This window comes from Streptomyces sp. NBC_01410 (genome assembly GCF_045040195.1).
Classification (GTDB): Bacteria; Actinomycetota; Actinomycetes; order Streptomycetales; family Streptomycetaceae; genus Streptomyces.
In genome coordinates, this window is record NZ_CP109530.1 from 341,940 (window position 1) to 364,915 (window position 22,976).

The following is a 22,976-nucleotide window of genomic DNA, read 5'->3' on the forward strand; positions in this document are numbered from 1 at the left end:
CGTGGCCGCTGGCCTGGTTTCACGGGCGGCCGAGCAGCATGGGCCGACGTCCCTCGGTTGCGGTGTGGCCGAGCAGAACCGCCTGTTCCTTCTTGAGCCGCGTGAACCTTTCGCGGGTGTAGTCCCTCAGCTCCCGGCCGGGGAAGGATATGACCGACAGGTGCTCTTCGTAGCGGCCCTGTGCCCATCGTGCAGCGGTGATCTCGTAGCCGGAGACATGCGCGCAGAGCTGGAGCAGGGCCGGGGGCATCTCTTGCTCGATGAGGAGATCTGCCTTGGTGACCACCACGTCGCGCATCGCCTGAATGTTGGGGATGAAGACTGTGGTGGCCCACGTGCGCCACTCGGCGAGCTCATGCTCCGTGGGGGTATGTCGTGATCGAAGGGATCGCGGCCGTCGGGTCGGGCATATCTCTCAGAGAAGGAGTCGTAGGTCCTGCTATTGGCTTCCATCAGCGCGAACAAGGGCCCGTAGAAGTCGCTCAACTGCAGGTTGACGCGCGCCAGACGAGCTTGCCGCTGTGCCAGTCGCACACCGTTGAGGTAAGTCGCCAAGTAGCCGACGAGTGCCAGCCCGACGGTCACGATCAGAGTGTTCATGGCAGATGATGCTAGGTGGCGCTCTGATCAGCGTGCGGACCAAAGGAAGATGGCTGCGAGGTGGAGTCCGGCCCGGTAGACCGTGGCGGTTTTGTCGTAGCGAGGTGGATTTTGGTGGTCAGTCCGCCGCGGGAGCGTCCGATGGCGTGGTCGTCCGGCTCGCCGGCCAGGACCCCTTTTTGCGGGCTCCGGCGGCGTGCTGATGCGCGCGGACGATGGTGGAGTCCACCGCAACCACCCAGTCCAGGTCCTCTTCGGCGTCGGCCTGGGCCAGCAGCGCGGTGAACACGCGCTCCCATGTCCCGTCGATCGCCCAGTTCCGCAGCCGCGTGTAGGCACCCTTCCAGGAGCCGTACTTCTCGGGGAGATGGATCCACTGCGAACCGGTCTGAAACTTCCACGCGATGGCGTCGATCACCTCGCGATGGTCACGCCACCGCCCGCCCCGCTTTGGTGTCTATCCGGTCGCCGCACTTGCCAGAATCCACACGCTCAGCAGCAAACCTCCGGCTGAGATCGCAGATGAATCTGCAATGGCCAAGAGCCCTCCCCCACGGCCCATCGCCCGCGAGATCGCGCTGCGCCACGGCGTCCGCAGCGCGGCCCCGCCGCTCAGGGGGCGAAGTGCGCGGCGCGGACACGGTGCAGCCACGCCTCCACAGGAGCCTCATCCGGCTGATCCGGCAGGACGCTCCTCGTTCCGTCGAACCGCTCCTCGAAACGCTGCAGGAGAGGAAGCGCCGCCATCGCGTCCGCCGCGACCTGATCGCCGAAGGCGTGGTAGGCCTCAGGGTCCTCGACGCGGACGTTCAGCCGGCCGGTGGCGTACAGCTCGAAACCCTGCTGGCACAGGCGCATGAGGTGCCGGGCATGCTTTGCGGTCCGCTTGCGGGTGTCCGCCGACAGGGATCCGTCGCCCCGGTCGTACAGCCGCTTGAACTGCTGGGTGGCATAGCCGAGATAGGCGTCACGGACGCGCTTGGCGGACAGCAGGGAACTTCGCAGCTCGATGAGTTCGTCACCCAAGGCAGTGCGCACTTCGTAGAGGTCGTCGGGAAGCCAGACGAGTTCCGTAACGGTGGGATTGCCGCGCAGGGCGAGGTGGCACCACTTCGCCGCCTCGTGCAGCGTCCGGTCCGGCGCCGTGGTGACATGAGACTCGGCCGGGCGGTGCAGGCCGTGGAGTGCGGCCGTGTCCACAGCAAACAGACCGAGACGATCAACGTCGGATCCCGGCCCGGCCAGTCCGTAAGCGGTGGAACCGACTATCCCTGACAGAAGTACATTCATGGTGCGCCATCTCCGGCCGGGACGAGTGCGGGCGCAGAGAACGCTACGGCAACAGCCCAGCACAACTCCACGGCATTTCGGCACGCCCCGCCTCCCAGCGGCGAAACCCGAGAGGCAGGGTCATCCCGCACGGGCTGGGGGATCTGAGCGCATCAGACACGCGCTCCCTTCGGCATGGGTCGTCCTTCTGGTCGCGAGGGCCCTCGCCAACATTCATGTGGACGCCTTTGAGGACGGGGTCGATGTGCGTCGGCCATGACACGGCAGCCTTCGGGGCCCTGGCAGGCTGCTTCCCAGACGGCGTGCATGCGGCGGAACCGCACGTCGCCAGTGAGATCGCCGCGCTGGACGAGGTTGCCCTCGAATACCCGCCCGTAGAAGATCTCACTAGCGTCGGCGTGCCTCGCGGAATGTCGCCATGAGTCGATCACGCACATAGGGGTCGAGATCGGCGAAGTCCGCCGTGCTCAGCCGTCCGGCGAGCGCGGCCACGGCACGCCACTGAGCAAGCGCCGCCCTGCAGCCTTCACAGTGCTCAAGATGCGCGTCGATGCGTCGGCGGGATCGAGCCCGCATTGAAACCGGGTCGGCCCGGAGCCCGAGCCCGGGGCCGCGCCGTCCCTCCCGGCCATCCCCACGGGAGGGGCCGAAGGATGCGCCGGGCGCGCCACAGGCTTTGAGGTTGTCTGCGCCTGCCTCGGGTGGACTGGGTAACAGCGGTACAGGTCTTAGCCCCGTGCGGGCTTCCACGAGGGAGCCTTCGCCGACACATTCCTCGCCCCAGCGCCCCGCAGGGAGCGGCATGATGGCGGCCATGCTGATTGCTCATGAGGGTTGTTCGCCGACTGTCCACCCCACGGCCTATGTTGCTCCGACGGCCACGCTGTGCGGGGACGTTCGGGTCGGGGCCGGGTGCCGTGTCCTGTTCGGTGCGGTGCTCACCGCCGAGGGCGGGCCAGTGGAGCTGGGCGAGGGCACCATCGTGATGGAGAACGCGGTCCTGCGCGGTACCCGACGGGATCCGCTGACGCTGGGACGGCAGGTCCTTGTGGGCCCCACCTCCTACCTGACCGGCTGCCGGGTTGGGGACGAGGTCTTCCTGGCCACCGGCAGCCGCGTCTTCAACGGGTCCCTGATCGGGACCCGATCCGAGGTGCGGATCAACGGCATCGTGCATCTGCGCACCGTGCTGCCCGCCGACTCGATGGTGCCGATCGGCTGGGTCGCCGTCGGCGACCCGGTACGCATCCTTCCGCCCCAGGACCACGACGGGATCTGGGCGGTGCAGAAGAACCTCGACTTCCCCGGCTACGTCTTCGGCCTGGACCGCCCAGCCGACGGCGAGAGCCTGATGCCGGCCATCTCGGAACGCTTCGGCCGCGCACTCGGCCGCCACAGCAACGACCAGCAGATCTGAGCCCCGCCGCAGGAGCGCGTTCCTGCCTTCCACCCCTCGGATCACCAGGCGACCCATGATGCGTGCCGCGGTCAGCCTTGCGGCGAGCCACCGGGTGCCGCCGGCGAGTGACGGTCATAGTCGGCCCGGCGCGCGCGGGCGCCTTCCCGAGGGCGGGTTGAGGTCCAGCCCTCGGACCGGCTTCGCCTCCCCCATGGGAATCCGCACCCGCACGCACCGGCCAGGGTCCTCGCGAGGCGGATGAAGCCTTGACTGGGCTCAGGCCGTGCACAGCCCACTACGAGCGCCCCACGGCATCTCTCGCTCGCCCCCGCTCGGTGTCAGCGGCTGCGGATGCCCTCGCGCATCTCGTCGTAGCGCTCCCGTGCCGCCAGCACCTCGGGCATCCGGCCCTCCAGGCAGTTGATGAAGTCCAGTAGCCGCTCGGCAACCTCGTGCCCCAGTGGGGTGAGCTCATAGTCGACCCGCGGCGGGTTCGCCGCCTGCGCCTCCCGGTGTACGAGACCGTCGCGCTCCAGGGCATGCAGGGTCTGGGACAGCATCTTCTCGCTCACGCCGTCGACCCGGCGGCGCAGCTCGTTGAAGCGGAACGTGCCTTCGTGCAGTGCTCCGAGCGTGAGGCTGCCCCAACGGCCGGTGACGTGCTCCAGCGTGCCCCGCGACGGGCAGTTGCGGGAAAACACATCAAAGGCGAGGTCATCGGCCGTACCGGCTCCGCTGCTCGCGTCCTGGGTGCCGGTCTCGCTGGTCTCCATAGAGCAACCATACTCCCGCACAGCGCTACCCATGGGGTTGCGCTTTAAAAAAGTTAGTGCTTCTCTGAGGTCACCAACGACGAGCACATCGCTTTCGAGGAGCCCCTACCGTGACCACCCCTGTTATCTCGATCGCCTACCACTCCGGCTACGGCCACACCGCCGTCATCGCCGAGGCCGTCCGCGACGGAGCGGCCGCCGCCGGCGCCACCGTCCACCTGATCAAGGTCGACGAGATCGACGAAGCCCAGTGGGAGCTGCTCGACGGCTCCGACGCCATCGTCTTCGGGTCACCCACCTACATGGGGACCGCCTCCGGCGCGTTCCACAAGTTCGCCGAGGACTCCTCCAAGCGCTGGTTCACCGACGCCTGGAAGAACAAGCTGGCGGCCGGCTTCTCCAACTCCGGCTCCAAGAGCGGCGACAAGCTGAACACCCTGCAGTACTTCGCGACGCTTGCCGCTCAGCACGGCATGCACTGGGTGAACCTCGGGCTGAAGCCCGGATGGAACTCAACCGAGGGCTCCGAGCACGACCTCAACCGCCTCGGCTTCTTCTTCGGCGCCGCAGCCCAGACGAACTCCGACGAGGGCCCTGAGGGCGTACACAAGGCCGACATCGCGACCGCGCAGCACCTCGGCGGCCGCGTGGCGGAGACCGCTCGCACGTTCATCGCAGGTCAGGCAGCCGTCGCCGCCTGACGCCATACACGGCCGCACACAGCGGAAGGGCCCGTCACCGAGGTGACGGGCCCTCTGCAGGACCATCCCTGCGGGTGCACCGCCTCGTCGGCATCCTCCACGGCTGCCTCAAGACCCTCACCCTCTACGACGAAGCGACTTCCTGGTCACATCACGCTGTCTGATGCCCAGCGACGGAGTGCCGTCCCGTCAGGGAACCTTGACAAGCCGAAAGGTCAAACACACCACAGGAGTGTGATCATCAACGGGGGTGCCCATGCGGCTCCAATAGCGCCGATGACCAACGCGCCACTCCTCGAGAGAGGCATCACCCTCGCCTTCGGCCTCTGTCTAAAACTGACGGACGTTATTGACAGGTGGGTCTCTCGTATCTAGGAGACCTGCATGACTGAACGCGAGCTTGAAAGGCGCGCCCGGCATCGGCTCTCGGTGCTGCGCCACGTCGAGGAGGTGAGCGGCAGTGTGGCCGCCACCTGCCGCTACTACGGCATCAGCCGCCAGTGCTACTACATATGGCTGCGACGCTACGAGGCCGAGGGGCTTGAGGGGCTGAAGGACCGCTCAAGCGCGCCGCACCACACGCCGCATGCCACCAAGGCAGACGTGGTGGAGAAGATCCTGTGGCTGCGGCAGCAGTATCACTTCGGGCCGGCCAAGATCGCGATGTACTTGGAGCGGTATCACGACGTCAAGGTCAGCTCGTCCGGCGTCTGGCGGATCCTGAAGAAGGTGGGACTCAACCGATTGCCGGCCTCGCAGCGCTACAAGCGCCGCTCCACCCGCTGGAAGCGCTACGAGAAGCAACGGCCCGGCCATCAGCTGCAGGTCGACGTCAAGTTCATCGAGCCCCTCGGCCAGACGGGCCGCAAGAAGCGCTACTACCAGTACACCGCTATCGACGACTGCACCCGGCTCCGGGTCCTGCGCGCCTACCCGCGCAACGACCAGAAGACCGCCATCCAGTTCATCGACCACGTGCTGGCCAAGCTGCCGTTCGCCGTCGAGCAGGTCCAGACCGACAACGGTCAGGAATTCGGCTCAGCGTTCCACTGGCACCTGCTCGACAAGGGCATCGGCCACGTCCGCATCAAGCCCCGCACGCCGCGGCTGAACGGCAAGGTCGAACGGTCCCACCGCATCGACTCCGAAGAGTTCTACCGCCTCCTGGAGGGACAGGTCATCGACGACGTCAACCTGTTCAACAGCAAGCTCCAGGAATGGGAGGACTACTACAACTACCATCGCCCCCACGGCGCACTCACCGGCCAGACACCCTACGAACGCCTCCGACAGAAAGCCCAGAACCCACTGTCATAGGCCTCCGTCAGCTGCACACCTAGCGCGTCGAAGTACGCCACGGAGATAGGGTTTTGGCCATCGGCTGGTCCGATCGGGTTGAACGGGTTCATTCGCGTCACGGCCAAGCCGAGCCCGTGCCATGCTCCGCTCGCGCATTCGGACGATGCGCCTTGCTGATCTGGGAGGGATCATGGCACGAGTTGGTTTCTGGGGCGTTCTCACGGCGTCCGCGATGGTCGCCGCGTCACTGCTCGCGTCGACGGTGGTGGCGCCTGCTGCCAATGCTGCCGGCAAGCGGTGGGGGCCGATCTACGCCAAGAGCGGCCATACGGCCATCGGCTCCGCCGATGGAGACTTCGCCAACAACGGGGGTGTCTACGCGACAGTCGGCGCCAATTGGCGTGACCTGCGCAACGATGGCATGCCCACGTTCGTAAGGGTGGAGTTCTTCTTCCTCGTGGAGGGCAAGTGGGAAAGCGCGGGCAGCAGCGAGTCCGCCCGAACCCACACTCACGCCAGCGGGCCCCTGTCCCGCAGGCTGAGGCATGAAGCGACCGCAGCACGCGCCGCGATTCACGTGTGCGTCGACCGCAATGCCCTCCCAGACTTCTGCTCGCGCGACGCGATCGTATCGTTCAACTACTGACAGGACTTCTGCCTGACCGTGCGCACCCGATCGGCACATCACCGACCGGGTGCGCCACCACCTGGCGCGCTTTCCACGAACCCCCGTGGGCGCCCCCGGCCAGTGCGCTAACCGACCAAGATCAACTCACCGCCGCGAAGCTGAGATCCCGTATTTACACGCAGACAGGTAGACAGCCTCAAGTCCGGACAGATCTGGGCCGTCGGACCTCGGTGTTCTCTCAGCCGACGTGAAGGATCCGAAAGCGATCGGGTTCCGCCGGATCTCGATCAACGACTTGGATTGGCGTCCAAGCCCATTGCCAAACGCTGATGCCTGGCGTGCGGGAGAACTGGATCTGCCCGCGGGTGCCTTCGACTGCAACGCGCGGCCAGGATTCCGCAGTGCGCGCACGGTCCGCGCCGTGAGAACGCAGCACATCGGCGAGGACGGCGACCGTGTCGTAGCCCTCGAAGGCGACGAAGGAGGGCACTTCGGCCAGCCGCTCACGAAGGGCCGTCTCGACTCGTGCACCGAGCGGGCTGAGGCGCTCGGGCCGGTAGCGCAAGAACGGGATCGCGGCGCTGTCGTCGCCCAGCAACGTCGCCCATTCGGCGAACTCCGGTTGCCCGGCCGGAGCACCAATCATGATCTCGGCGAGGCGCTGGTCGCGGCGGACAGACTTGACGATCGACACTGCCGGCTCCGGGTGGCCGACCAGAAGAAGGAGGGCGCTCGCGCGACTGTCGACGAGTTCGTCGCACATGGCTGTGGGGGCGAGCGCGCGCATGTCGAGTTCGATGACGGTGCCGCCGCGTGGAGCGAGATAGTCCCGCAGAATGCGGGCGCCAGATGCCCAGTAGACACTCGACTCGGCTGCTACGGCGATTCGGCTGTGTCCCGCGCTGAGGAGGAAGTCTGCGTAGATCTGCCAGCCGTGGGACTGCGCCGGGGCGAGGCGCGCGACCCATTCCGTTGGCTGTTCGGTGAGCGCGTCGAGAACCGCTGACGAGCAGAGGAACGGCAGGCCGAGGGCGTCGGCCCTGGCGGCAGCGGCGCGAGCGACGACGCTGTGGTACTCCCCCGCCAAGGCGGCTACGCCCAGGCGAGCCAATTCATCTACGGCCGCCGCGGCCCTCTGTGGATCGGCCGCGGTGTCTCGGACCACCAGCTCGAGTGGTCTTCCGAGGATCCCGCCGGCGTCATTGACTTCGCGAACGGCCAGCTCGAGTCCAGCGAGCAAGTGTTGGCCTGCCTCGACCCAGCCCGGCCGAGTCAGCGGAACGAGAGCGCCGATCTGAACGGATGATCCGTCAGTCCGCTCCGCTCCAGGTGGCGATGATGGCGTATTCATGCGCTGGCGTCTCCCGTGTGACGGATTCGGCTGCAGCTTTCCCGGATCGCAGAGTGGCAAGGCCAGTAGTACGCGTTCATCTCATCTCGCCGTGGCGGGCGCACCTGGCTGGCCATGCCGGACATTGCATCCACCACCATCGCCAACAGGCAACCGACTATTTGTTCGCTGAGCTGCCAGGCTTCAAGAAGCAAGCGGTTCACCCCGGCCATCGAGACGCTGCGCGGCCTGCTGCTCCGCACCGAGACCGGCCACAACGGGTCGCTGGCCGTCGCCTCGTGCCTCGGCTGACCGTGCTCGGCTACCACTGGTCCACGTCGCTGTTCAACCGCGACCCGAAGTAGCACGACGTGAACGCGGAGGACGGAGTGCGTGTTTCTGATCCTCAGGCGCCTCGCGCGTAAAGGCGCCCGCATCGACTTGCTCGAAGAGGCCCTGACCAACGCGCAGCGGCCCGGAGCCCCTGCCGCCATGCTGTCCAGCACAATGGTCGAGGATGGAATCATGGCAGGAGAAGCAAGCGAGATCGCTCTGAGCAAGCAAGACCTTCGTGAGGTCACCGCGTTCGCTGCGGCGTGCGCGGAAGTGGTGCTCGAGGTATTCGAGGCCGATCAGCCGGACGACTCGCGGCCTCGAGACGCTATCGGTGCCGCGTGGGAGTTCGCCCGGGGTGGCGAGCGCGGAAAACCTCTGCGCGACACAGCGTGGGCGGCCCTCAAGGCAGCCAAGAGCGCGGACACTACGGCTGCGCGCGAGGCAGCTCGGGCAGCGATGTCTGCGGCAGGCGCCGCCTACCTGCATCCGCTGGCCAACGCCACCCAGGTCAAGCACATACTCGGAGCAGGCGCTCACGCGGCCAGAGCAGCCGAACTGGTCGCTGGCGACAATCCGAGTATTGGTGCCGAACACGTTGAGCGAGCGGTGCATCGCGCGACACTGGTCGTCGTTGACGTGCTCAAACGCTTCCCAGCGGCACCGGGTGGCGGTGGACGGGTTGGTGAACTGATCCGCATGTTGGATGCTGACCTTCGTTCCTTCACCCTCGCCTGACCAGGGATCTCAAGATTCACTCAGGCGTCGGCCGGCACCGGTTTCCTTGTCCAGCTGGGGGTGGCGCCCTTGCGGGCCAGGCGTCTGGTCCTGAGGGTGATGCCGGCCCAGGTGATCAGCGTCTCGGAGGGCTGGACGAGCCGTTGGTAGTCCCGGGCATGGCGGCGTGCGTGCATCATCCACGCAAGGGCTGTGTTCGACGACCCATCTGCGGGGCAGCACGACGAAGCCGAAGGCGTCCTTGGGGCGGCTGACCGGCTTGATGGTGAGGTTGAGGTGCTGTTTGGCCCAGTCGACGAGCTTCCCGGCGTAGGCGGAGTCGGCCCACACGATCGTGATCTCGGGGTGCATCAGGCGGAGCCGGAACAGGACTTCCTTCGCTCAGCGGCGGAGTCGTGCAGGTCGGCGGGTGTGACCATGAGCAGTGGAAGTCCTCGGGTGTCGACGACCAGGTGGCGCTTGCGGCCGTTGATTTTCTTGCCCGCGTCATAGCCGCGGGTGGCTTTGGAAACGGTCTCGGCGGCCTTCAGGCTCTGGGAGTCGATCACGGTGGCCACCGCTCGGGGTCCCTTGCTGAACGAGACCGTCCACATACCACGATCGTTCCATAAGATCACTTCGTCGGGCGTGGCGGATGACGCGCGTTCAGCGACCGCGGAGAAGGGGCGAAGCCAATCTGCACGCGTGCTGAAGCCGTCACCGAATGGCTGATGAGCTACCCGGGCGCCCGGCGGAAGAATGCGCTGGACTGACCGTGACACGGCCCGCACGGGCGGGCATACGGCGGGCCGATCCTTCCAGGCTCCAGCCGGAACGAGGAAAGGGAACATCGACATGACACAGACGCCGAAGCAGGGCAACTACGCGGCCGAGTACCGGCGCAGTCTGGAGGATCCGGCAGGCTTCTGGCTGGACGCCGCCCGTGCCATCGACTGGGCCGTCGCGCCGACCCGCGCCCTCGACGAGTCACAGGCACCGCTGTACCGGTGGTTCCCCGACGGGCAATTGAACACCTGCTACAACGCACTGGACCGCCATGTCGACACCGGGCGCGGCGAGCAACTCGCACTCGTCTACGACAGTCCGGTCACCGACTGCAAGGCGTCGTTCACCTATCGAGAGCTGCGCGACCAGGTCGCCCAGTTCGCCGGAGTGCTGGCGGGGCTCGGTGTGGCCAAGGGCGACCGCGTCGCGATCTATATGCCGATGATTCCCGAGGCGGTCGTCGCCATGCTGGCCTGCGCCCGCATCGGCGCCGTCCACTCCGTCGTCTTCGGCGGATTCGCCGCGCACGAGCTCGCCGTGCGCATCGACGACGCCCGCCCCAAAGTCGTCATCGCCGCTTCGTGCGGCATCGAACCGACCCGCGTCGTGCCGTACAAGCCCCTGCTGGACGCCGCACTCGCCCTGGCCGAGCACCAGCCGGAGCACTGCATCATCCGCCAGCGGCCGCAACTCACGGCAGACCTGACCGACCGTGACCTCGACTGGGACCAGGCCCTGGCTACTGCCAAGCCGGTGGACTGCGTCCCCGTGGCCGCCACCGACCCGCTCTACATCCTCTACACCTCCGGCACCACCGGCCGACCCAAGGGCGTGGTGCGCGACAACGGCGGCCACGCGGTCGCGCTGCGCTGGTCCCTGGAGAACATCTACGACACCCACCCCGGTGAAGTCTTCTGGGCGGCGTCCGACGTGGGCTGGGTCGTCGGCCACTCGTACATCGTCTACGCGCCTCTGCTCACCGGCTGCACCACCGTGCTCTACGAAGGCAAGCCGGTCGGCACCCCGGACGCCGGTGCGTTGTGGCGGGTGATCGCCGAACACCGCGTAACGGCACTGTTCACCGCGCCCACCGCAATTCGCGCAGTGAAGAAGGAGGACCCGCGCGGAGCACTTCTCCACGCCCACGACATCGGATCGCTGCGCCACCTGTTCCTGGCCGGCGAGCGCCTGGACCCGGAGACCTACCGCTGGGCGACGGACCTGCTCGGTGTGCCGGTGGTCGACAACTGGTGGCAGACCGAGACCGGCTGGCCGATCGTCGCCAATCCCATGGGCCTTGAGCCGCACCCGATCAAGGCCGGCTCACCGACGGTGCCGATGCCCGGCTACGACGTGCGCATCCTCGACGAAGCGGGCCGCGAAGCGCCCCCCGGCACCGACGGCGCAGTGGCGATCCGGCTGCCACTGCCGCCCGGAACGCTGCCCACGTTGTGGCAGGACGACGTCCGGTACGTCAGCTCGTACTTGTCCACCTACAGCGGCTACTACCTCAGCGGCGATGGCGGCCGCAAGGATGAGGACGGCTACGTCTACATCATGGGCCGCATCGACGACGTGATCAACGTTGCCGGGCACCGGCTGTCCACCGGCGCGATGGAGGAGGTGCTCGCGGCCCACGCGGATGTCGCCGAGTGTGCTGTCGTCGGCGTGGCCGACCCGCTCAAGGGACAGGTGCCGCGCGGTTTCGTCGTGCTGAAGACCGGCTCCGACCGCGATGCGCGTGACATCGCCGCGGAACTCGTCACCGCCGTGAGGGAGACGATCGGCCCCGTGGCGGCGCTGCGCCGGGTCGACGTGGTCGCGGCGCTGCCCAAGACGCGATCGGGAAAGATCCTGCGCCGCACCATGCGCGACATCGCCGACGGCCGCGACCCCGAACTCCCTTCCACCATCGAAGATGCCGCGGTGATCGATGCCCTGCGTCCGGTACTCCGCGACGATGTCTAGTGCCGGCTTCCGCTTCCCGTGGCAAGTGTCCTGAGTCGGGCCGGCATTCACGTCCTTCTCAGGAGGCAGTCCGAGGGGTTCTCATTCGAGACAGAGCATCCGCTGTGGCGTCCGAGGCCAACTTGGAGCGTGGTCGCTGGCCGCCAGGGTAGGCCCGGGCTTCGGCCGGCAGACCACGCGACCTCCCGACGATGGCTCACTCTTCCAACCGGGCGCGCCGGGCTTCCGGATGATGAGGCCGCGGGAGCACCAACGGAGCAACCGTCCAGGGCTTCGCTCATGGAGAGCTCGTCCCGAAACGGGGCGGTGGTGAGCTGTCTGCAGTGGAGTGGTGCGTAGGTTTTCAGGATGCTGCATCGATGAGGGCTTGGAGTAGGCGCTGGGGATCTTCGGCGAGCCTGTTGCAGACGTAGAGCCACCATTCGGTGCCGAAGACGACGTACTCGCGGGTGGGGTGGCCTTGCTTGGCCATGGCGTTGAGACGGTCCGGTCCGAGCCCGAGGAGGGTTTCGAATTCCCAGGGAGCGGTCTCATGGCCCGTTCCGCCGAGGTGCTGGTCGACGCGGTGGATCAGGGCCCAGTCGTGGGTGGCGAAGGAGCACAGGTGGCCCGAGTCGGCCAGTTGTTCCGCGTAGTTGACGTAGGCGGTGGCCAGGGCGGTGTCCTCGCGTGAATAGGCGATGGTCTCCGGCTCGAGGAAGGCGCCCTTGACCAGGCGGATGCGGCCGGGAAGTGCGAGGACTTCCTGGAGGTCTTCCGCCGTGCGGTGCAGTCGCGCCTGGATGGTGATGCCGACGTGGTCGAACCGTTCGCACAGGGTCCGGTGCAGGGCCAGCACGGCGTCGGTGCGGTCGGAGCCCTCGGCCGAGATCACCATTTCCCGGCCGGTCTCGGCGGTGGCCTGCGCGATGCGGCAGGCGTTGGCGAGGGCGAGTTCTTCGTCGACAGCGAGACCGATGTGGGAGAGGTCGAGGGAGATCGAGCACCCGGGCGGGAGAAGTCGGGCAGCGTCGAGGAACACGTCGGTCTCCGTCGTCGCCCGCTGCCGATCGAGGCAGCTTTCGCCCATGTACTCGATATTCACGCGGTGACCGTCGGCGAGGATGCGCTGCGCACGGTCCAGCGCATCCGTCAGGCTTTCGCCCGCCACGAAGCGCCGGGCGACCTTGCGGGCCAGGGGGCCCAGAACCGGGTCTTTCGGGACGCGCCACTTCAGCTCTTCGTCGAGCGCGAGCCTCCGCAGGGCCTGTCCAGCCTCTGACGCAAGTGCAGTGGTACCGGTGGAGGGGAGGTTCGTCGTCATCGGGGCCCTTGGCTGTCGGGGGGCATGGAAGGGAACAGCAGCAAGCGTTCCACTCCCAGGAAGACAGCGGCAGTGGCAGAAATGACAGGTAGGCTGGAATTACCGCCAGCTGGTCGACTGAAGGAGACGGTGAACCGTTGCTCAGCGATGTCGCCGTCCTGGCCCTCGAAGGCAGCCACGCCTTCGAGCTGGGCGTGTTCTGTGAAGTCTTCGGCATCGACCGGAGCGACGACGCGCTGCCCGTCTACGACTTCGCCCTCGTCTCGGCCACGGGCGACACCGTGCCCACCCGGCACGGCTTTGACGTGCGGACCTCTCATGGCCTGGAGCGGCTCTCCTCCGCGGATCTCATCTGCGTCCCCGCCTACGATCTGGGGGTGCCGCAGCCGGACCGCCTGGCCGACGAGCTGCGTGCAGCCGCCGAGCGAGGTGCCCGTGTCCTGAGCATCTGCACCGGGGCCTTCCTCCTGGGCGAGGCAGGCCTGCTGGACGGACGGCGCTGCACCACCCACTGGCGCTACACCGAGGAACTCGCCCGCCGCCACCCGCGCGCCCGGGTCGAGTCGGACGTGCTCTATGTCGACGAGGACCCGATCATCACGGGGGCCGGCACTGCCGCCGGCGTCGATACCTGCCTCCACGTGGTCCGTAAGGAACACGGCAGTGCCGTTGCCAACGCGATCGCCCGGCGCATGGTCGCTCCCCCGCACCGGGAAGGCGGTCAGCGCCAGTACCGCGAACGCCCGCAGCCGCGGGAAGGAACCGGGTCCCTCACCCCCGTCCTTGCCTGGATCGAGGCCAACCTCGACCAGAATCTGACTGTCGAGGCGATGGCGCGCCACGCGCACCTGTCGCCGCGCACCTTCGCCCGCCGCTTCCAGCAGGAAGCCGGAACCACCCCGCTGCAATGGCTGACAGGACAACGCGTCCTGCTCGTCCAGCACCACCTGGAGACCACCGACGACCCGATCACCGCCATCGCGCGGCGTACCGGCTTCGGCACAGTCGACAACCTGCGCCACCACTTCGCCCGGCGGCTGGGAATCACACCCCAGGGCTACCGGCGCACCTTCCGTACTCCGCACCAGGAGTCATGACCCCCACGCTTCAGGTGTTCGGCGGTCTGTTCGGCGGACGCCTGCCGCAGAGCGGTATGCCGTTGTGACCTCCAGCAAGTCAGCGGGGCGGCACGTCAGTTGTGAGCGCGTCGCGGGCTGCGGTGTGCGCCGCCTCGCGGTCGTGCGGGACCAGGCCGATGCGGGTGCGGCGGTCCAGGATGTCGGACTCGTCGAGGGCTCCCTCGTGGCGTACGGCCCACAGGAGTTCGGCTCCGGTGACGGGGTGGCCGGGGATGACGGGGCGGCCGAGTGCGGGGTCGGCGAGGCCGATGGCGTGGATCTGGAGGGCTTCGCTCCCGTAGCGGCGGACGAGGCGGCGCGGGGCGTCGAGGGTGGCGAGTGTGCCGGGGCGGGCGGCTCCGACGAGCGGGAGGGTGGCCGTACGGCTGGGTCCTGCAGCCAGGTTGCGTACGCCGACGGCGGCGTCGACGGCGTCCTGGGCCATGCGCCGGTACGTGGTGAGCTTGCCGCCGACGACCGTGACGACACCGTCGGGTGAGGTCAGCACCGCGTGCTTGCGGGAGATGTCGGCGGTGCGTGCGGAGTCTGACGTGGTGTCCAGGAGGGGGCGCAGTCCCGCGAAGGCTCCCACGACGTCGTCCCGGGTCACCGTGACGTCGAGTGCGGAGCCGAGGACATCCAGAAGGAAGCCGATGTCGGTCTCCGGCACTTCGGGTACGTCCGGGATGTCGCCGTCGACGGGTTCGTCGGTGAGCCCCACGTACACCCGGCCGTCGCCCTGCGGCAGGACGAGGACGAAGCGGTTCTTCTCGCCGGGTATCGGGATGTGCATGCCGGAGGTGAGGCTGCCGAGGTCCTCGGAACGCAGGACGAGATGGGTGCCGCGGGAGGGGCGCAGGCGGATGTCCTCGACGAGGCCGCCGGCCCAGACGCCTGTGGCGTTGATGACCGTACGCGCCCGGATCAGCAGTTCCTCGCCGGTGAGTTCGTCGCGTACGCGGGCGCCGGCGCCGCTGAGGTGGAGGGCGCGGGTACGGGTGAGAATGCGCGCGCCATGGGCGGCCGCGGTACGGGCGATCGCGGTCACCAGGCGGGCGTCGTCGGTGAGTTGGCCGTCCCAGGACAGCAGTCCGCCGCGCAGGCCGGCAGGCCGGAGCGCGGGGGCCATGTGACGGGTCTCCACAGCAGACAGGGTCCGCGGCGCGGGGAGGGTGGCGCGTGCGGTGCGGGCTGAGGCGCGCAGCAGGTCGCCGGCGCGGAAGCCGGCCCAGGCAAGTGCGGCCTGACCACGGGAGACGAGCGGGGTGAGCGGCAGGACGAAGGGCTGGGCCCGGACCAGGTGGGGGGCGGTGCGTTCCATGAGGATGCCACGTTCGACGGCGCTTTCGTGGGCGACGTCGAGCTGGCCGGTGGCGAGGTAGCGCAGTCCGCCGTGGATGAGTTTGGAGCTCCAGCGGGAGGTGCCGAAGGCGAGGTCGTGGGCGTCGATCGCGGCGACGCTCAGTCCGCGGGTGGCGGCGTCGAGGGCGGCTCCCGCGCCGGTGGCTCCGAGGCCGACGACGAGGACGTCGACCTGTGTGCCGTCGGAGAGTTCGGCGAGTTCGCGGCTGCGGCGTGCGGCGTTGAGTGACGACGCGCCGGGCGCGGGGGCGGTCGGGCTGCTCATGGTGTGAGGGTCCTCTCCAGAATTGTCCGCAGTTCGCCGAGGAAGGCAGTCTCGGTGAGTTCGGGGTCGGCCTCGTCGGTCATCGTGCGCAGCGACAGCGTGAAGGCCTGCACGACCAGCAGCAGTGAGCGGGCCTGCAGGCCGGGGTGCATGGTGCGGACGGATCCGTCGGCGTGGCCCTCGGTCAGGGCGCCGGAGATGAGTCCGAGCAGGGCGTCCTGGCTGGCGCCGCGGCGGTCGAGCACGTAGGGCAGGAGAAGTTCGGGGTCCACGTCGAGGATCTTGTGGAAGAGCGGGTGGGCGCGGAAGGCGGTGACGCCGGCGACCAGTCCGTCGACGAGGCGGCTGCGGGTGGGGGTACCGGGATCGATATCGGGCATGGCGCCGACGGCGAGCGCGATCCATTCCCGGGTCATCAGGTCGCCGACCAGGGTTCGCACGTCCGGCCATCGGCGGTAGAGCGTCATGCGGGACACCCCGGCGCGGCGGGCGACGTCGGTGAGCGTCGTCCGGCGCACGCCGACGGCGAGGACGCAGTCGCGGGCCGCGTCGAGGACGGCGTCTGCGTCCGATTGGTTGTGACGAATGGGCGTCATCTGTCACAGTGTAATGCCAGTGCCGGGTGCACGGCACGGCGCCAGGCAAAACCGACGGTGAGGAACGACCCAGTGACCCAGGTGGACATGTTGTGGAGCGGCTGGGGCGACCCGGACAAGGCGGCCCCGCTGCCCGACTCGGTGATCGGTCTGCTGCGCGATCTGCTCGGCGTCACACCGCGCGAGACCGAGCCGGCGCAGCTCGACGGCATCGCCGTCCCCCCGTCCCCGCTCGCCGACGACTCGCTCCGAGCGCTCGCCGAGTGCCTGGGCGACGGCGCCTACGTACGCACCGATGCCGAGAGCCGCATCCGGCACACCCGGGGCAAGTCCACCCCGGACCTGCTGCGCATCCGGGCCGGTGAGGTCGACGACATCCCGGCGGCGGTCCTGTTGCCGGGCAGCCATGACGAGGTGCTGGCCGTTCTGCGCGTCTGCGCCGAACACGGTGTGGCGGCTGTGCCGTTCGGCGGCGGGACCTCCGTCGTGGGCGGGCTCGCACCGCAGGTGAAGCGGTGCTTCGTCGCGCTGGACCTGCGCCGCCTCGACGGGCTGCTCGCGCTCGACGAGGTCTCGCGCACCGCGACGCTGCAGCCCGGGCTGCGCGCGCCGCAGGCGGAAGCGCTGCTGAACGAGCGCGGCTTCACGCTGGGCCACTTCCCGCAGTCGTACGAGTGGGCAACGATCGGCGGCTTCGCCGCGGCGCGCTCCAGCGGTCAGGCCTCGGCCGGCTACGGCCGCTTCGACGAGATGGTGCTCGGCCTCACCGTCGCCACCCCTGAGGGCACCTGGGAGGCGGGGCGGGCGCCACGCTCGGCGGCCGGGCCTGATCTGCGTCAGCTGATCCTCGGCTCCGAGGGTGCGCTCGGCGTGATCACCTCGGTGACCGTACGGATCAGGCCGCTGCCCTCGACCCGGATCTACGAAGGGTGGCGCTTCGCCTCCTTCGAGGCGGGCGCGGCTGCGCTGCGCACGCTCGCCCAGGACGGTCCGCGACCGACCGTGCTGCGACTGTCGGACGAGACAGAGACGTTCGTCGGCCTGGCCCAGCCTGACAAGATCGGGAACTCGGACGCACCCGCGGCGGCCGGGTGCATGGCGATCGCCGGATTCGAGGGCACCGCCGAGAACACCGCGGACAGCCGCGCGCGGGCACGCGAGGTGCTCCTCGCGTGCGGCGGCGAGTACGTGGGCGAGGAGCCTGGGGACCGCTGGGCGCACGGCCGTTACAACGCCCCGTACCTGCGCGACGCGCTGCTGGACGCGGGTGCGTTCGCCGAGACGCTGGAGACCGCGGGCTTCTGGTCCGCACTTCCGGCGCTGTACGACGCGGTGCGCCAGGCGCTCACCGCCGCACTGACCGATGGAGGCACGCCGCCGCTGGTGATGTGCCACATTTCCCATGTGTACGAGAATGGCGCGTCGCTGTATTTCACGGTGGTCTCGGCGCAGGGCGACGATCCGGTCGCACACTGGGCACCGGCCAAGCAGGCTGCGAACGACGCCATCCTTGCTTCCGGCGGCACCATCAGCCACCACCACGGTGTGGGGACTGACCACCGCGACTGGTACACCGAGGAGATCGGCCCGGTCGGCGTGCGCATCCTGCAAGCCGTCAAGGCCGAAATCGACCCGGCCGGGGTCCTCAACCCCGGCGTGCTCATCCCCGTCCGCTGACCCTCCCTCAAAGCCCCCGCCGTCCGAAAGGCGCACACATGCGACAGTTCACCGCGGTCGTCAACCCCGCCGCAGGGGGTTCCAGCGGTACGGCGGCCCTGCTTCCGCTGGCTCGCCTCCTGCGGGAGGCCGGGGCTCAGATCGACACGCAATACAGCCGCAGCCTGGAGCACGCCGGGGAGCTGGCGCGGCAGGCCGGCGAGCAAGGGCACATCGTGCTCGCCGTCGGCGGCGACGGCATAGCCGGCTGTATCGGCGGGGTGCTCAGCGGCACGGACACCGTGTTCGGGCTCGTACCGGCCGGCCGCGGCAACGACTTCGCCCGGGCGCTCGGACTGCCCACGGACCCTGCGGCCCTCGCCGAGGTGCTGCTGCACGGCACACCGAAGCCGATCGACACCATCGAGGTCGAATCGGCCGTCCATGACAGGACGTCCGTACTGGGCAGTGTGTACGCGGGCGTCGACGCGGTGGCCAACCGGCACGCGAACACCTCCCGCCTGCTGCGCGGTGCCGCCTCGTACTACGCGGGCGGACTGCGGGCCGTGGTGATGTGGCGGCCCGCCGCGTACCGCATCACGGTCGACGGCGTGACGCACGAGCGGCGCGGCTACACGGTTGTCGCCGCGAACTCGGGCTTCTACGGCTTCGGCCGCAATATCGCCCCGGCCGCGCGGCTCGACGACGGGCTGCTGGACGTCGTCGTGATCCAGCACGCGCCCAAGCGGCTGTTCTTCGCGATGATGAACGAGCTCAAGACGGGCGCCCACCTCCAGCGGCCGCAGGTGGAGGTGCTGCGGGGCAAGGAGATCCGCATCGAGGCCGACCGGGACATCCCCTACGGCGCGGACGGCGAGGTCGACGCGACGCTGCCGGTCACTGTCAGGGTGCAGCCGGGGGCGCTCAGCGTGCTGTGCTGACAGCAGGGACGCGGCTGGCCCCCGAGCCGGGGGGCCACCGCCGTCTCATGGATTCCGGTCGCGCCCGAGCCGATTCAAGGAAGATCTCCAACGGCTGCTGGAGGGCGTGCCCGCCTGGCGGGCTACTGGGCGGTGCCAGCCTCCGCATCACGTGGCCGGTCCGCCGGGAGTTGCCGACCGCAGTGGGGCGGGATCCGCCGTTACCCGCTTCTCGTGCCACGCGCTGCAGTCGGCGCCAGTGGTTCTCCCACCATGCCTGGTCACCCGGTGGCATGTTCGCGAGTGGGCCGACTACTACCTGCACGCGCGCGCGACCGACGCAGAAGCCCTCAAAGCCTTCGCCCCACGGGACGGACGCGACCACACACCGTGACACTTTCCCCCTTCCATGACGACGGGCAGCCGAACACCGACTACACGGTCAACGGCGCGTACCGATCCCCGAGCCGGGCCACCCCCGGCGCTACGCTCTGACCAAGGCCGGGCAGGTGCTGTCCGGCAAGCGATTCGCAGCCAGTCCTCCAGCACTACTTATCGCGGAGGTCGCCGAAGACGAGCGGAACCCACTGATCGAGCTGGGTGCCGAATGCTGCTGCTGAATCGATGTCGGACGCCGGCAGCGTTCCGGCGTCTTCGAGGCTGGCAACGAAGTCCACATCAGCCCAGCCGCCCCGGAACAGCACAACGGACAGCTCAGCGCCCGCCGGCCCGGAGATCAGCACGCCGATCGAATCAGGATCACGCACGAGTGCCCTGTCAGTCTCAAGCTGCTGAGGCCACGACGCGGCTTCGTCCCGCCAAGTCAACCGCCCAGCCTTGAGACCGGCCGCCAGCCATCGCGCGGCCCGCTCAGCAATCGCTGCGGCCGCCTGATCAAGATCAACGACTCGTTCCATGAGCGGATCATGCCCCACCCTTACCCGCTGTTCCACCGACTTCTCCCGCCCTCGGCCCGACCACCAGCCACCGAACCGACTCAGGGTGGCTACGTAGAAGGCCAGGGAGTTCGGGGTGGCAAATCCGGCCCTGGCGGCCCTCAAGCGGGAGCGCGCTTGCGTCGATGTTTGAGGGTGTGACGCTCTTCTCGAAGGCAGGATTCAGGTTCGGGCGGCTGCTGGTCGCCGGACTGGTGGCGGCTGCGGCAGTGGTGAGCACGGTTGGCGCTCCCGCGGCCATGGGGCCCGCTGCATTGCAGCGGGCGGCGGTGGTCGCGCAGCGGTGGGACGAGGCCCGGTTGCGGGCGCTGTTCGGGTCGGAGAACCGTACGATCCGGACCGAGCAGCGCGTGGTCGCGCTGACATTCAACGCGGCGTGGAACGACCGGGGCCTGGACACTGTGCTCTCCGTCCTGGACCGCCACAAGGCCCCGGCCACCTTTTTCCTCACGGGTGACTTCGCCGACCGCAACCCGGATGCCGTCCGCCGAATCTCGGCGGCCGGGCACGGCCTGGGCAACCACTCATACAGCCACCCGAACTTCGTAGACCTGACCGCATACGAGCGGGCGAGCGAGGTGCTGGCCGCGAACCGGGCCATCCGGACCGCGTCTGGGGCGGTGCCGCTGCCGTTCTTCCGCTTCCCGTACGGGGAGACCAACCTGCAGCACATCGCGGAGGTCAACGAACTGGGCTTTGCTGACATCGAGTTCACTACCGACACCAACGGCTACCTGGGCGCCGCCGGCGGGATGACCGCGGACAAGGCGGTGCAGCGGGCCCTGGACGGCCTGCGCCCCGGCGCGATCCTGCAGATGCACATCGGCGTTCCGGACGACCGGAGCCCCGTCCTCGACGCCGAGGTGCTGCCACGGATCATCGAAGCCTTCCAGTCCCGCGGGTACCGGATCACTGACTTGCGGGACCTGGTCAGCGAGTGAGCGCCCGCCAGGAGCGAGGGATCGAAGACCAGGGCCCTGGGCGTCGGACTCGATGGGGCGGGGGCGGCGGGGCGGCACGACCCGCTCCTTCCGTGCGGAGGCAGGAAAACACACCCGCCAAGAACCTCCGAGGACGAAACATCCTGCACGGACGGTGAGTACCTGTTTCTCATGCCGGGGCCGGTCAATTCCCCGGGTCAGCAGGCTGCTCCGACTGGCAGGATCGAGGCCATGTCGATTGATCCGGTGCTGGCCAGAGCCCGGGGGCTATGGGAAGACTTGGCTGGGGTGCCGGTGTCGTTCGCGCCGACGGGTGGTGTGAACGTGGTTGTGTCCCCGGAATCGGGGATGTGCCCGGTTGGCTGGGTCGGGGTGGTGGCTCTCGGTGGATTGGCGATCGTGACCGTGCCCAGCGAGAGCGCCGCCATGATGGTGCGCGACGCACTGACGGGGCTGCCGGTAGAGGCTGTTGTGGATGCCGCTCGGTCCGTGAAGTGCTGCCCGTGGCTAGGGTGCTCGGTCCTGCGGTGCTGTCGTACTTGTCCCCAGAATGCTTCCGCCCTGTAGCCGCTTCATCGACGGTGGAGCAACTGCCCGTCCACCACCCAGCACTGCGCAGTCTGGAGAAGGCGGCGGGTCACGAGGACGCTGCAGAGGCCTCTCTGGACGAGATCACGTCGCCCGTGTTCGTGGTCCGCGAGCACGGCAAGGTGGTGGCTGCTGCTGGCTATCAAGCCTGGCGCCGCTGGACCGCTCACATCAGCGTGCTGACTGCCCCAGACGTGCGAGGACGCGGACTGGCACGGGTAACGGGTTCGGCGACGGTCGCACATGCTCTCGCTGCCGGGCTGCTGCCGCAGTGGCGCGCGCGGCCTCCCGCCTCCCGGCGGGTTGCTGCCGCATCCGCAGCCAAAGAGATGGCGTAGCGGAATTGGTCATCCCGCCTCGGTCGCACATGCCGTGAGCACGGAGATGTTCGCGAGCGAGGGGTAACGCCGCAGGTAGTTTGCTGGTCGCCGCGATCGTCTGAACGACCTCCGCCGAGGCGACCGCGCTCCTCGGCGCCGCGGGCACGGTCCTCCTTCCGGCACGCACCGACATTGATGCCGGGGGCCGCCCCTTGAAGACATGGACTGGGGCGACGCCGTAAGGTCCCACCACGTGGAGTTCACATCGAGAAACATCGGCTCGTTCAGGCGGGCTACGGGCGGGATCTCCCAAGCGCAGGCGACAGTCTTCCGCTGCCTCCTGGATCAGGTCGAGACGGGCGAGTACGAAGAGGTCGAGGCCCAGGCGCAGGCTCTTGCGGCCCGGCCACGACGCGCCTGGGAGCGACACCCCGAGCCGGTGTGGCTGGCGAGGGCGTACGCCCTCAGCGCCGCGGTTCTATACGGTCGCAGAGAGCACGTGCTCACCGAACTGGATTCGCTGGCAGCAGAGTTGCAGCAGACGAGCGGCGGTGATCGGAAGATTCTGGTGGTCGTGCAGGTCGCTCGCGCGGTCGTTCTCAACGGTGAGGAGCGCTACGCAGAGGCGGAGTCCCAGGCCACTGACATCCTCCGTGAGGTGACCCGCCTGGCACATCTCACCCACGTGGCGGACATCGAGCTGTCCGCTCTGGCGTGCCTTGCGGAAGCCATGTGCGGACTGGGCCGATACGAGGAGGGGGAAGCGATCGCGCGCGGCAACCTGCCCCGCGCGACGGAGAACAGAGCCGCCTCCTTGCGGTGCCTCCTGGTGCACAGTCTGAACGGCCAGGGCCGATACGAGGAGGCGCTCGCCGAGTCCCGACAGCCGACGCCGCCCGCGTCCCGCGCCGGGAGCGGGGCGTCGGCCATGGTCCTCGCCGCCGCTCTACACGGTCTGGGCCGCCGCGACGACGCCAAGGCGACCGCTCATCAGGCACTGGACGAGTGCAAGCAGTTCCTTCACCCCACCCATCCACGCATCCGCCAGGCGCAAGAATTGCTGGCCCTCATCACCGCCGGAGACTCTCCGGCCGCCGGATCCCCGTAGGGCCTGGGTAGTCGTCGGT

20 protein-coding genes and 3 pseudogenes are annotated in these 22,976 nt (G+C 68.5%); 13 read left to right on the plus strand and 10 right to left on the minus strand.

What is annotated here, in order from left to right; genetic code table 11:
• Nucleotides 1-19 precede the first annotated feature (19 nt).
• The 3 genes and pseudogenes from OG741_RS01605 to OG741_RS01615 all read right to left on the minus strand — a co-directional run bounded on the left by OG741_RS01605 (nt 20) and on the right by OG741_RS01615 (nt 1,890).
• Nucleotides 20-298, minus strand: a complete 279-nt coding sequence (locus OG741_RS01605; RefSeq protein ID WP_405594319.1) for a hypothetical protein — start codon at nt 296-298, stop codon at nt 20-22.
• 400 nt (nt 299-698) lie between these two features.
• Nucleotides 699-1,054, minus strand: a pseudogene (locus tag OG741_RS01610) (IS5 family transposase); the annotation flags it as partial.
• A gap of 158 nt (nt 1,055-1,212) precedes the next feature.
• The gene (locus OG741_RS01615) at nt 1,213-1,890 is read right to left on the minus strand and encodes a DNA polymerase beta superfamily protein (RefSeq protein ID WP_405594322.1); all 678 of its coding nucleotides are present in this window, start codon (nt 1,888-1,890) and stop codon (nt 1,213-1,215) included.
• Between the two features lie 814 nt (nt 1,891-2,704).
• On the opposite strand from OG741_RS01615, the gene OG741_RS01620 reads away from it, so the two are divergent.
• Entirely contained in the window at nt 2,705-3,307 is a 603-nt protein-coding gene (locus OG741_RS01620) for a gamma carbonic anhydrase family protein (protein WP_405594324.1), read from the plus strand.
• 320 nt (nt 3,308-3,627) lie between these two features.
• On the opposite strand, the gene OG741_RS01625 is transcribed toward OG741_RS01620, so the two are convergent.
• Nucleotides 3,628-4,062 (minus strand): winged helix-turn-helix transcriptional regulator, encoded by a 435-nt coding sequence (locus OG741_RS01625; RefSeq protein WP_405594326.1) that lies wholly within the window; start codon nt 4,060-4,062, stop codon nt 3,628-3,630.
• Between the two features lie 110 nt (nt 4,063-4,172).
• On the opposite strand from OG741_RS01625, the gene OG741_RS01630 reads away from it, so the two are divergent.
• The 3 genes from OG741_RS01630 (at nt 4,173) to OG741_RS01640 (ending at nt 6,708) form a co-directional block, all read left to right on the plus strand.
• Nucleotides 4,173-4,763 carry a flavodoxin family protein gene (locus tag OG741_RS01630; protein WP_405594328.1) on the plus strand — a complete coding sequence of 197 codons (591 nt, stop codon included), beginning with the start codon at nt 4,173-4,175 and terminating at the stop codon, nt 4,761-4,763.
• Between the two features lie 384 nt (nt 4,764-5,147).
• The gene (locus tag OG741_RS01635; protein WP_405594160.1) at nt 5,148-6,080 is read left to right on the plus strand and encodes an IS481 family transposase; all 933 of its coding nucleotides are present in this window, start codon (nt 5,148-5,150) and stop codon (nt 6,078-6,080) included.
• Nucleotides 6,081-6,252: 172 nt separating this feature from the next.
• Nucleotides 6,253-6,708, plus strand: a complete 456-nt coding sequence (locus OG741_RS01640; protein ID WP_405594330.1) for a hypothetical protein — start codon at nt 6,253-6,255, stop codon at nt 6,706-6,708.
• 220 nt (nt 6,709-6,928) lie between these two features.
• Here OG741_RS01640 and OG741_RS01645 read toward each other — a convergent pair whose 3' ends face one another.
• Nucleotides 6,929-8,041, minus strand: a complete 1,113-nt coding sequence (locus OG741_RS01645) for an ABC transporter substrate-binding protein (protein WP_405594332.1) — start codon at nt 8,039-8,041, stop codon at nt 6,929-6,931.
• 198 nt (nt 8,042-8,239) lie between these two features.
• Here OG741_RS01645 and OG741_RS01650 point away from each other — a divergent pair.
• Nucleotides 8,240-8,385: pseudogene (locus OG741_RS01650) on the plus strand (ABC transporter permease); the annotation flags it as partial.
• 28 nt (nt 8,386-8,413) lie between these two features.
• A complete protein-coding gene (locus OG741_RS01655; protein ID WP_405594334.1) occupies nt 8,414-9,091 on the plus strand; it encodes a putative immunity protein in 678 nt (225 codons plus the stop codon).
• Between the two features lie 38 nt (nt 9,092-9,129).
• Here OG741_RS01655 and OG741_RS01660 read toward each other — a convergent pair.
• Nucleotides 9,130-9,663 (minus strand): annotated as a pseudogene (locus OG741_RS01660) (transposase); the annotation flags it as partial.
• A gap of 262 nt (nt 9,664-9,925) precedes the next feature.
• Here OG741_RS01660 and OG741_RS01665 point away from each other — a divergent pair.
• On the plus strand, nt 9,926-11,824 hold the full coding sequence (locus OG741_RS01665; protein WP_405594336.1) for a propionyl-CoA synthetase: 1,899 nt from the start codon (nt 9,926-9,928) through the stop codon (nt 11,822-11,824).
• A 343-nt stretch (nt 11,825-12,167) separates the two neighbouring features.
• Here OG741_RS01665 and OG741_RS01670 read toward each other — a convergent pair whose 3' ends face one another.
• Nucleotides 12,168-13,127, minus strand: a complete 960-nt coding sequence (locus OG741_RS01670; protein ID WP_405594338.1) for a proline dehydrogenase family protein — start codon at nt 13,125-13,127, stop codon at nt 12,168-12,170.
• A gap of 137 nt (nt 13,128-13,264) precedes the next feature.
• Between OG741_RS01670 and OG741_RS01675 the strand changes: the two genes are divergently transcribed.
• The gene (locus tag OG741_RS01675; protein WP_405594340.1) at nt 13,265-14,224 is read left to right on the plus strand and encodes a GlxA family transcriptional regulator; all 960 of its coding nucleotides are present in this window, start codon (nt 13,265-13,267) and stop codon (nt 14,222-14,224) included.
• Nucleotides 14,225-14,303: 79 nt separating this feature from the next.
• Here OG741_RS01675 and OG741_RS01680 read toward each other — a convergent pair whose 3' ends face one another.
• A complete protein-coding gene (locus OG741_RS01680; RefSeq protein WP_405594342.1) occupies nt 14,304-15,872 on the minus strand; it encodes a glycerol-3-phosphate dehydrogenase/oxidase in 1,569 nt (522 codons plus the stop codon).
• Nucleotides 15,869-16,468: a TetR/AcrR family transcriptional regulator gene (locus OG741_RS01685; RefSeq protein WP_405594344.1), complete on the minus strand. Its 600-nt coding sequence runs from the start codon at nt 16,466-16,468 to the stop codon at nt 15,869-15,871. Before OG741_RS01685 ends, OG741_RS01680 begins: the two co-directional genes overlap by 4 nt.
• A gap of 81 nt (nt 16,469-16,549) precedes the next feature.
• Here OG741_RS01685 and OG741_RS01690 point away from each other — a divergent pair, with 81 nt between their 5' ends.
• Both OG741_RS01690 and OG741_RS01695 read left to right on the plus strand, forming a co-directional pair.
• Entirely contained in the window at nt 16,550-18,145 is a 1,596-nt protein-coding gene (locus OG741_RS01690) for an FAD-binding oxidoreductase (protein WP_405605343.1), read from the plus strand.
• Between the two features lie 38 nt (nt 18,146-18,183).
• Nucleotides 18,184-19,065 carry a diacylglycerol/lipid kinase family protein gene (locus tag OG741_RS01695; RefSeq protein WP_405594346.1) on the plus strand — a complete coding sequence of 294 codons (882 nt, stop codon included), beginning with the start codon at nt 18,184-18,186 and terminating at the stop codon, nt 19,063-19,065.
• Between the two features lie 527 nt (nt 19,066-19,592).
• Here the strand turns inward: OG741_RS01695 and OG741_RS01700 are convergent.
• Nucleotides 19,593-19,961, minus strand: coding sequence for a hypothetical protein (locus tag OG741_RS01700; protein WP_405594348.1), 369 nt, complete (start codon nt 19,959-19,961; stop codon nt 19,593-19,595).
• A 176-nt stretch (nt 19,962-20,137) separates the two neighbouring features.
• On the opposite strand from OG741_RS01700, the gene OG741_RS01705 reads away from it, so the two are divergent.
• The 3 genes from OG741_RS01705 (at nt 20,138) to OG741_RS01715 (ending at nt 22,957) form a co-directional block, all read left to right on the plus strand.
• Nucleotides 20,138-20,941 (plus strand): polysaccharide deacetylase family protein, encoded by an 804-nt coding sequence (locus OG741_RS01705; protein ID WP_405594350.1) that lies wholly within the window; start codon nt 20,138-20,140, stop codon nt 20,939-20,941.
• 269 nt (nt 20,942-21,210) lie between these two features.
• Nucleotides 21,211-21,867: a GNAT family N-acetyltransferase gene (locus tag OG741_RS01710; protein ID WP_405594352.1), complete on the plus strand. Its 657-nt coding sequence runs from the start codon at nt 21,211-21,213 to the stop codon at nt 21,865-21,867.
• Between the two features lie 235 nt (nt 21,868-22,102).
• On the plus strand, nt 22,103-22,957 hold the full coding sequence (locus OG741_RS01715) for a hypothetical protein (RefSeq protein ID WP_405594354.1): 855 nt from the start codon (nt 22,103-22,105) through the stop codon (nt 22,955-22,957).
• The last annotated feature ends 19 nt before the right edge of the window (nt 22,958-22,976 follow it).

Excerpts from the sequence above, each read along its gene's own strand:
- OG741_RS01695 (WP_405594346.1), top strand. The coding sequence starts at position 18,184 with ATGCGACAGTTCACCGCGGTCGTCAACCCCGCCGCAGGGGGTTCCAGC.
- OG741_RS01640 (WP_405594330.1), top strand. The coding sequence starts at position 6,253 with ATGGCACGAGTTGGTTTCTGGGGCGTTCTCACGGCGTCCGCGATGGTC.
- OG741_RS01670 (WP_405594338.1), bottom strand. The coding sequence starts at position 13,127 with ATGACGACGAACCTCCCCTCCACCGGTACCACTGCACTTGCGTCAGAG.
- OG741_RS01635 (WP_405594160.1), top strand. The coding sequence starts at position 5,148 with ATGACTGAACGCGAGCTTGAAAGGCGCGCCCGGCATCGGCTCTCGGTG.
- OG741_RS01605 (WP_405594319.1), bottom strand. The coding sequence starts at position 298 with ATGCGCGACGTGGTGGTCACCAAGGCAGATCTCCTCATCGAGCAAGAG.
- OG741_RS01665 (WP_405594336.1), top strand. The coding sequence starts at position 9,926 with ATGACACAGACGCCGAAGCAGGGCAACTACGCGGCCGAGTACCGGCGC.
- OG741_RS01620 (WP_405594324.1), top strand. The coding sequence starts at position 2,705 with ATGCTGATTGCTCATGAGGGTTGTTCGCCGACTGTCCACCCCACGGCC.
- OG741_RS01625 (WP_405594326.1), bottom strand. The coding sequence starts at position 4,062 with ATGGAGACCAGCGAGACCGGCACCCAGGACGCGAGCAGCGGAGCCGGT.
- OG741_RS01645 (WP_405594332.1), bottom strand. The coding sequence starts at position 8,041 with ATGAATACGCCATCATCGCCACCTGGAGCGGAGCGGACTGACGGATCA.
- OG741_RS01685 (WP_405594344.1), bottom strand. The coding sequence starts at position 16,468 with ATGACGCCCATTCGTCACAACCAATCGGACGCAGACGCCGTCCTCGAC.
- OG741_RS01710 (WP_405594352.1), top strand. The coding sequence starts at position 21,211 with ATGGGAAGACTTGGCTGGGGTGCCGGTGTCGTTCGCGCCGACGGGTGG.
- OG741_RS01700 (WP_405594348.1), bottom strand. The coding sequence starts at position 19,961 with ATGGAACGAGTCGTTGATCTTGATCAGGCGGCCGCAGCGATTGCTGAG.
- OG741_RS01680 (WP_405594342.1), bottom strand. The coding sequence starts at position 15,872 with ATGAGCAGCCCGACCGCCCCCGCGCCCGGCGCGTCGTCACTCAACGCC.
- OG741_RS01615 (WP_405594322.1), bottom strand. The coding sequence starts at position 1,890 with ATGAATGTACTTCTGTCAGGGATAGTCGGTTCCACCGCTTACGGACTG.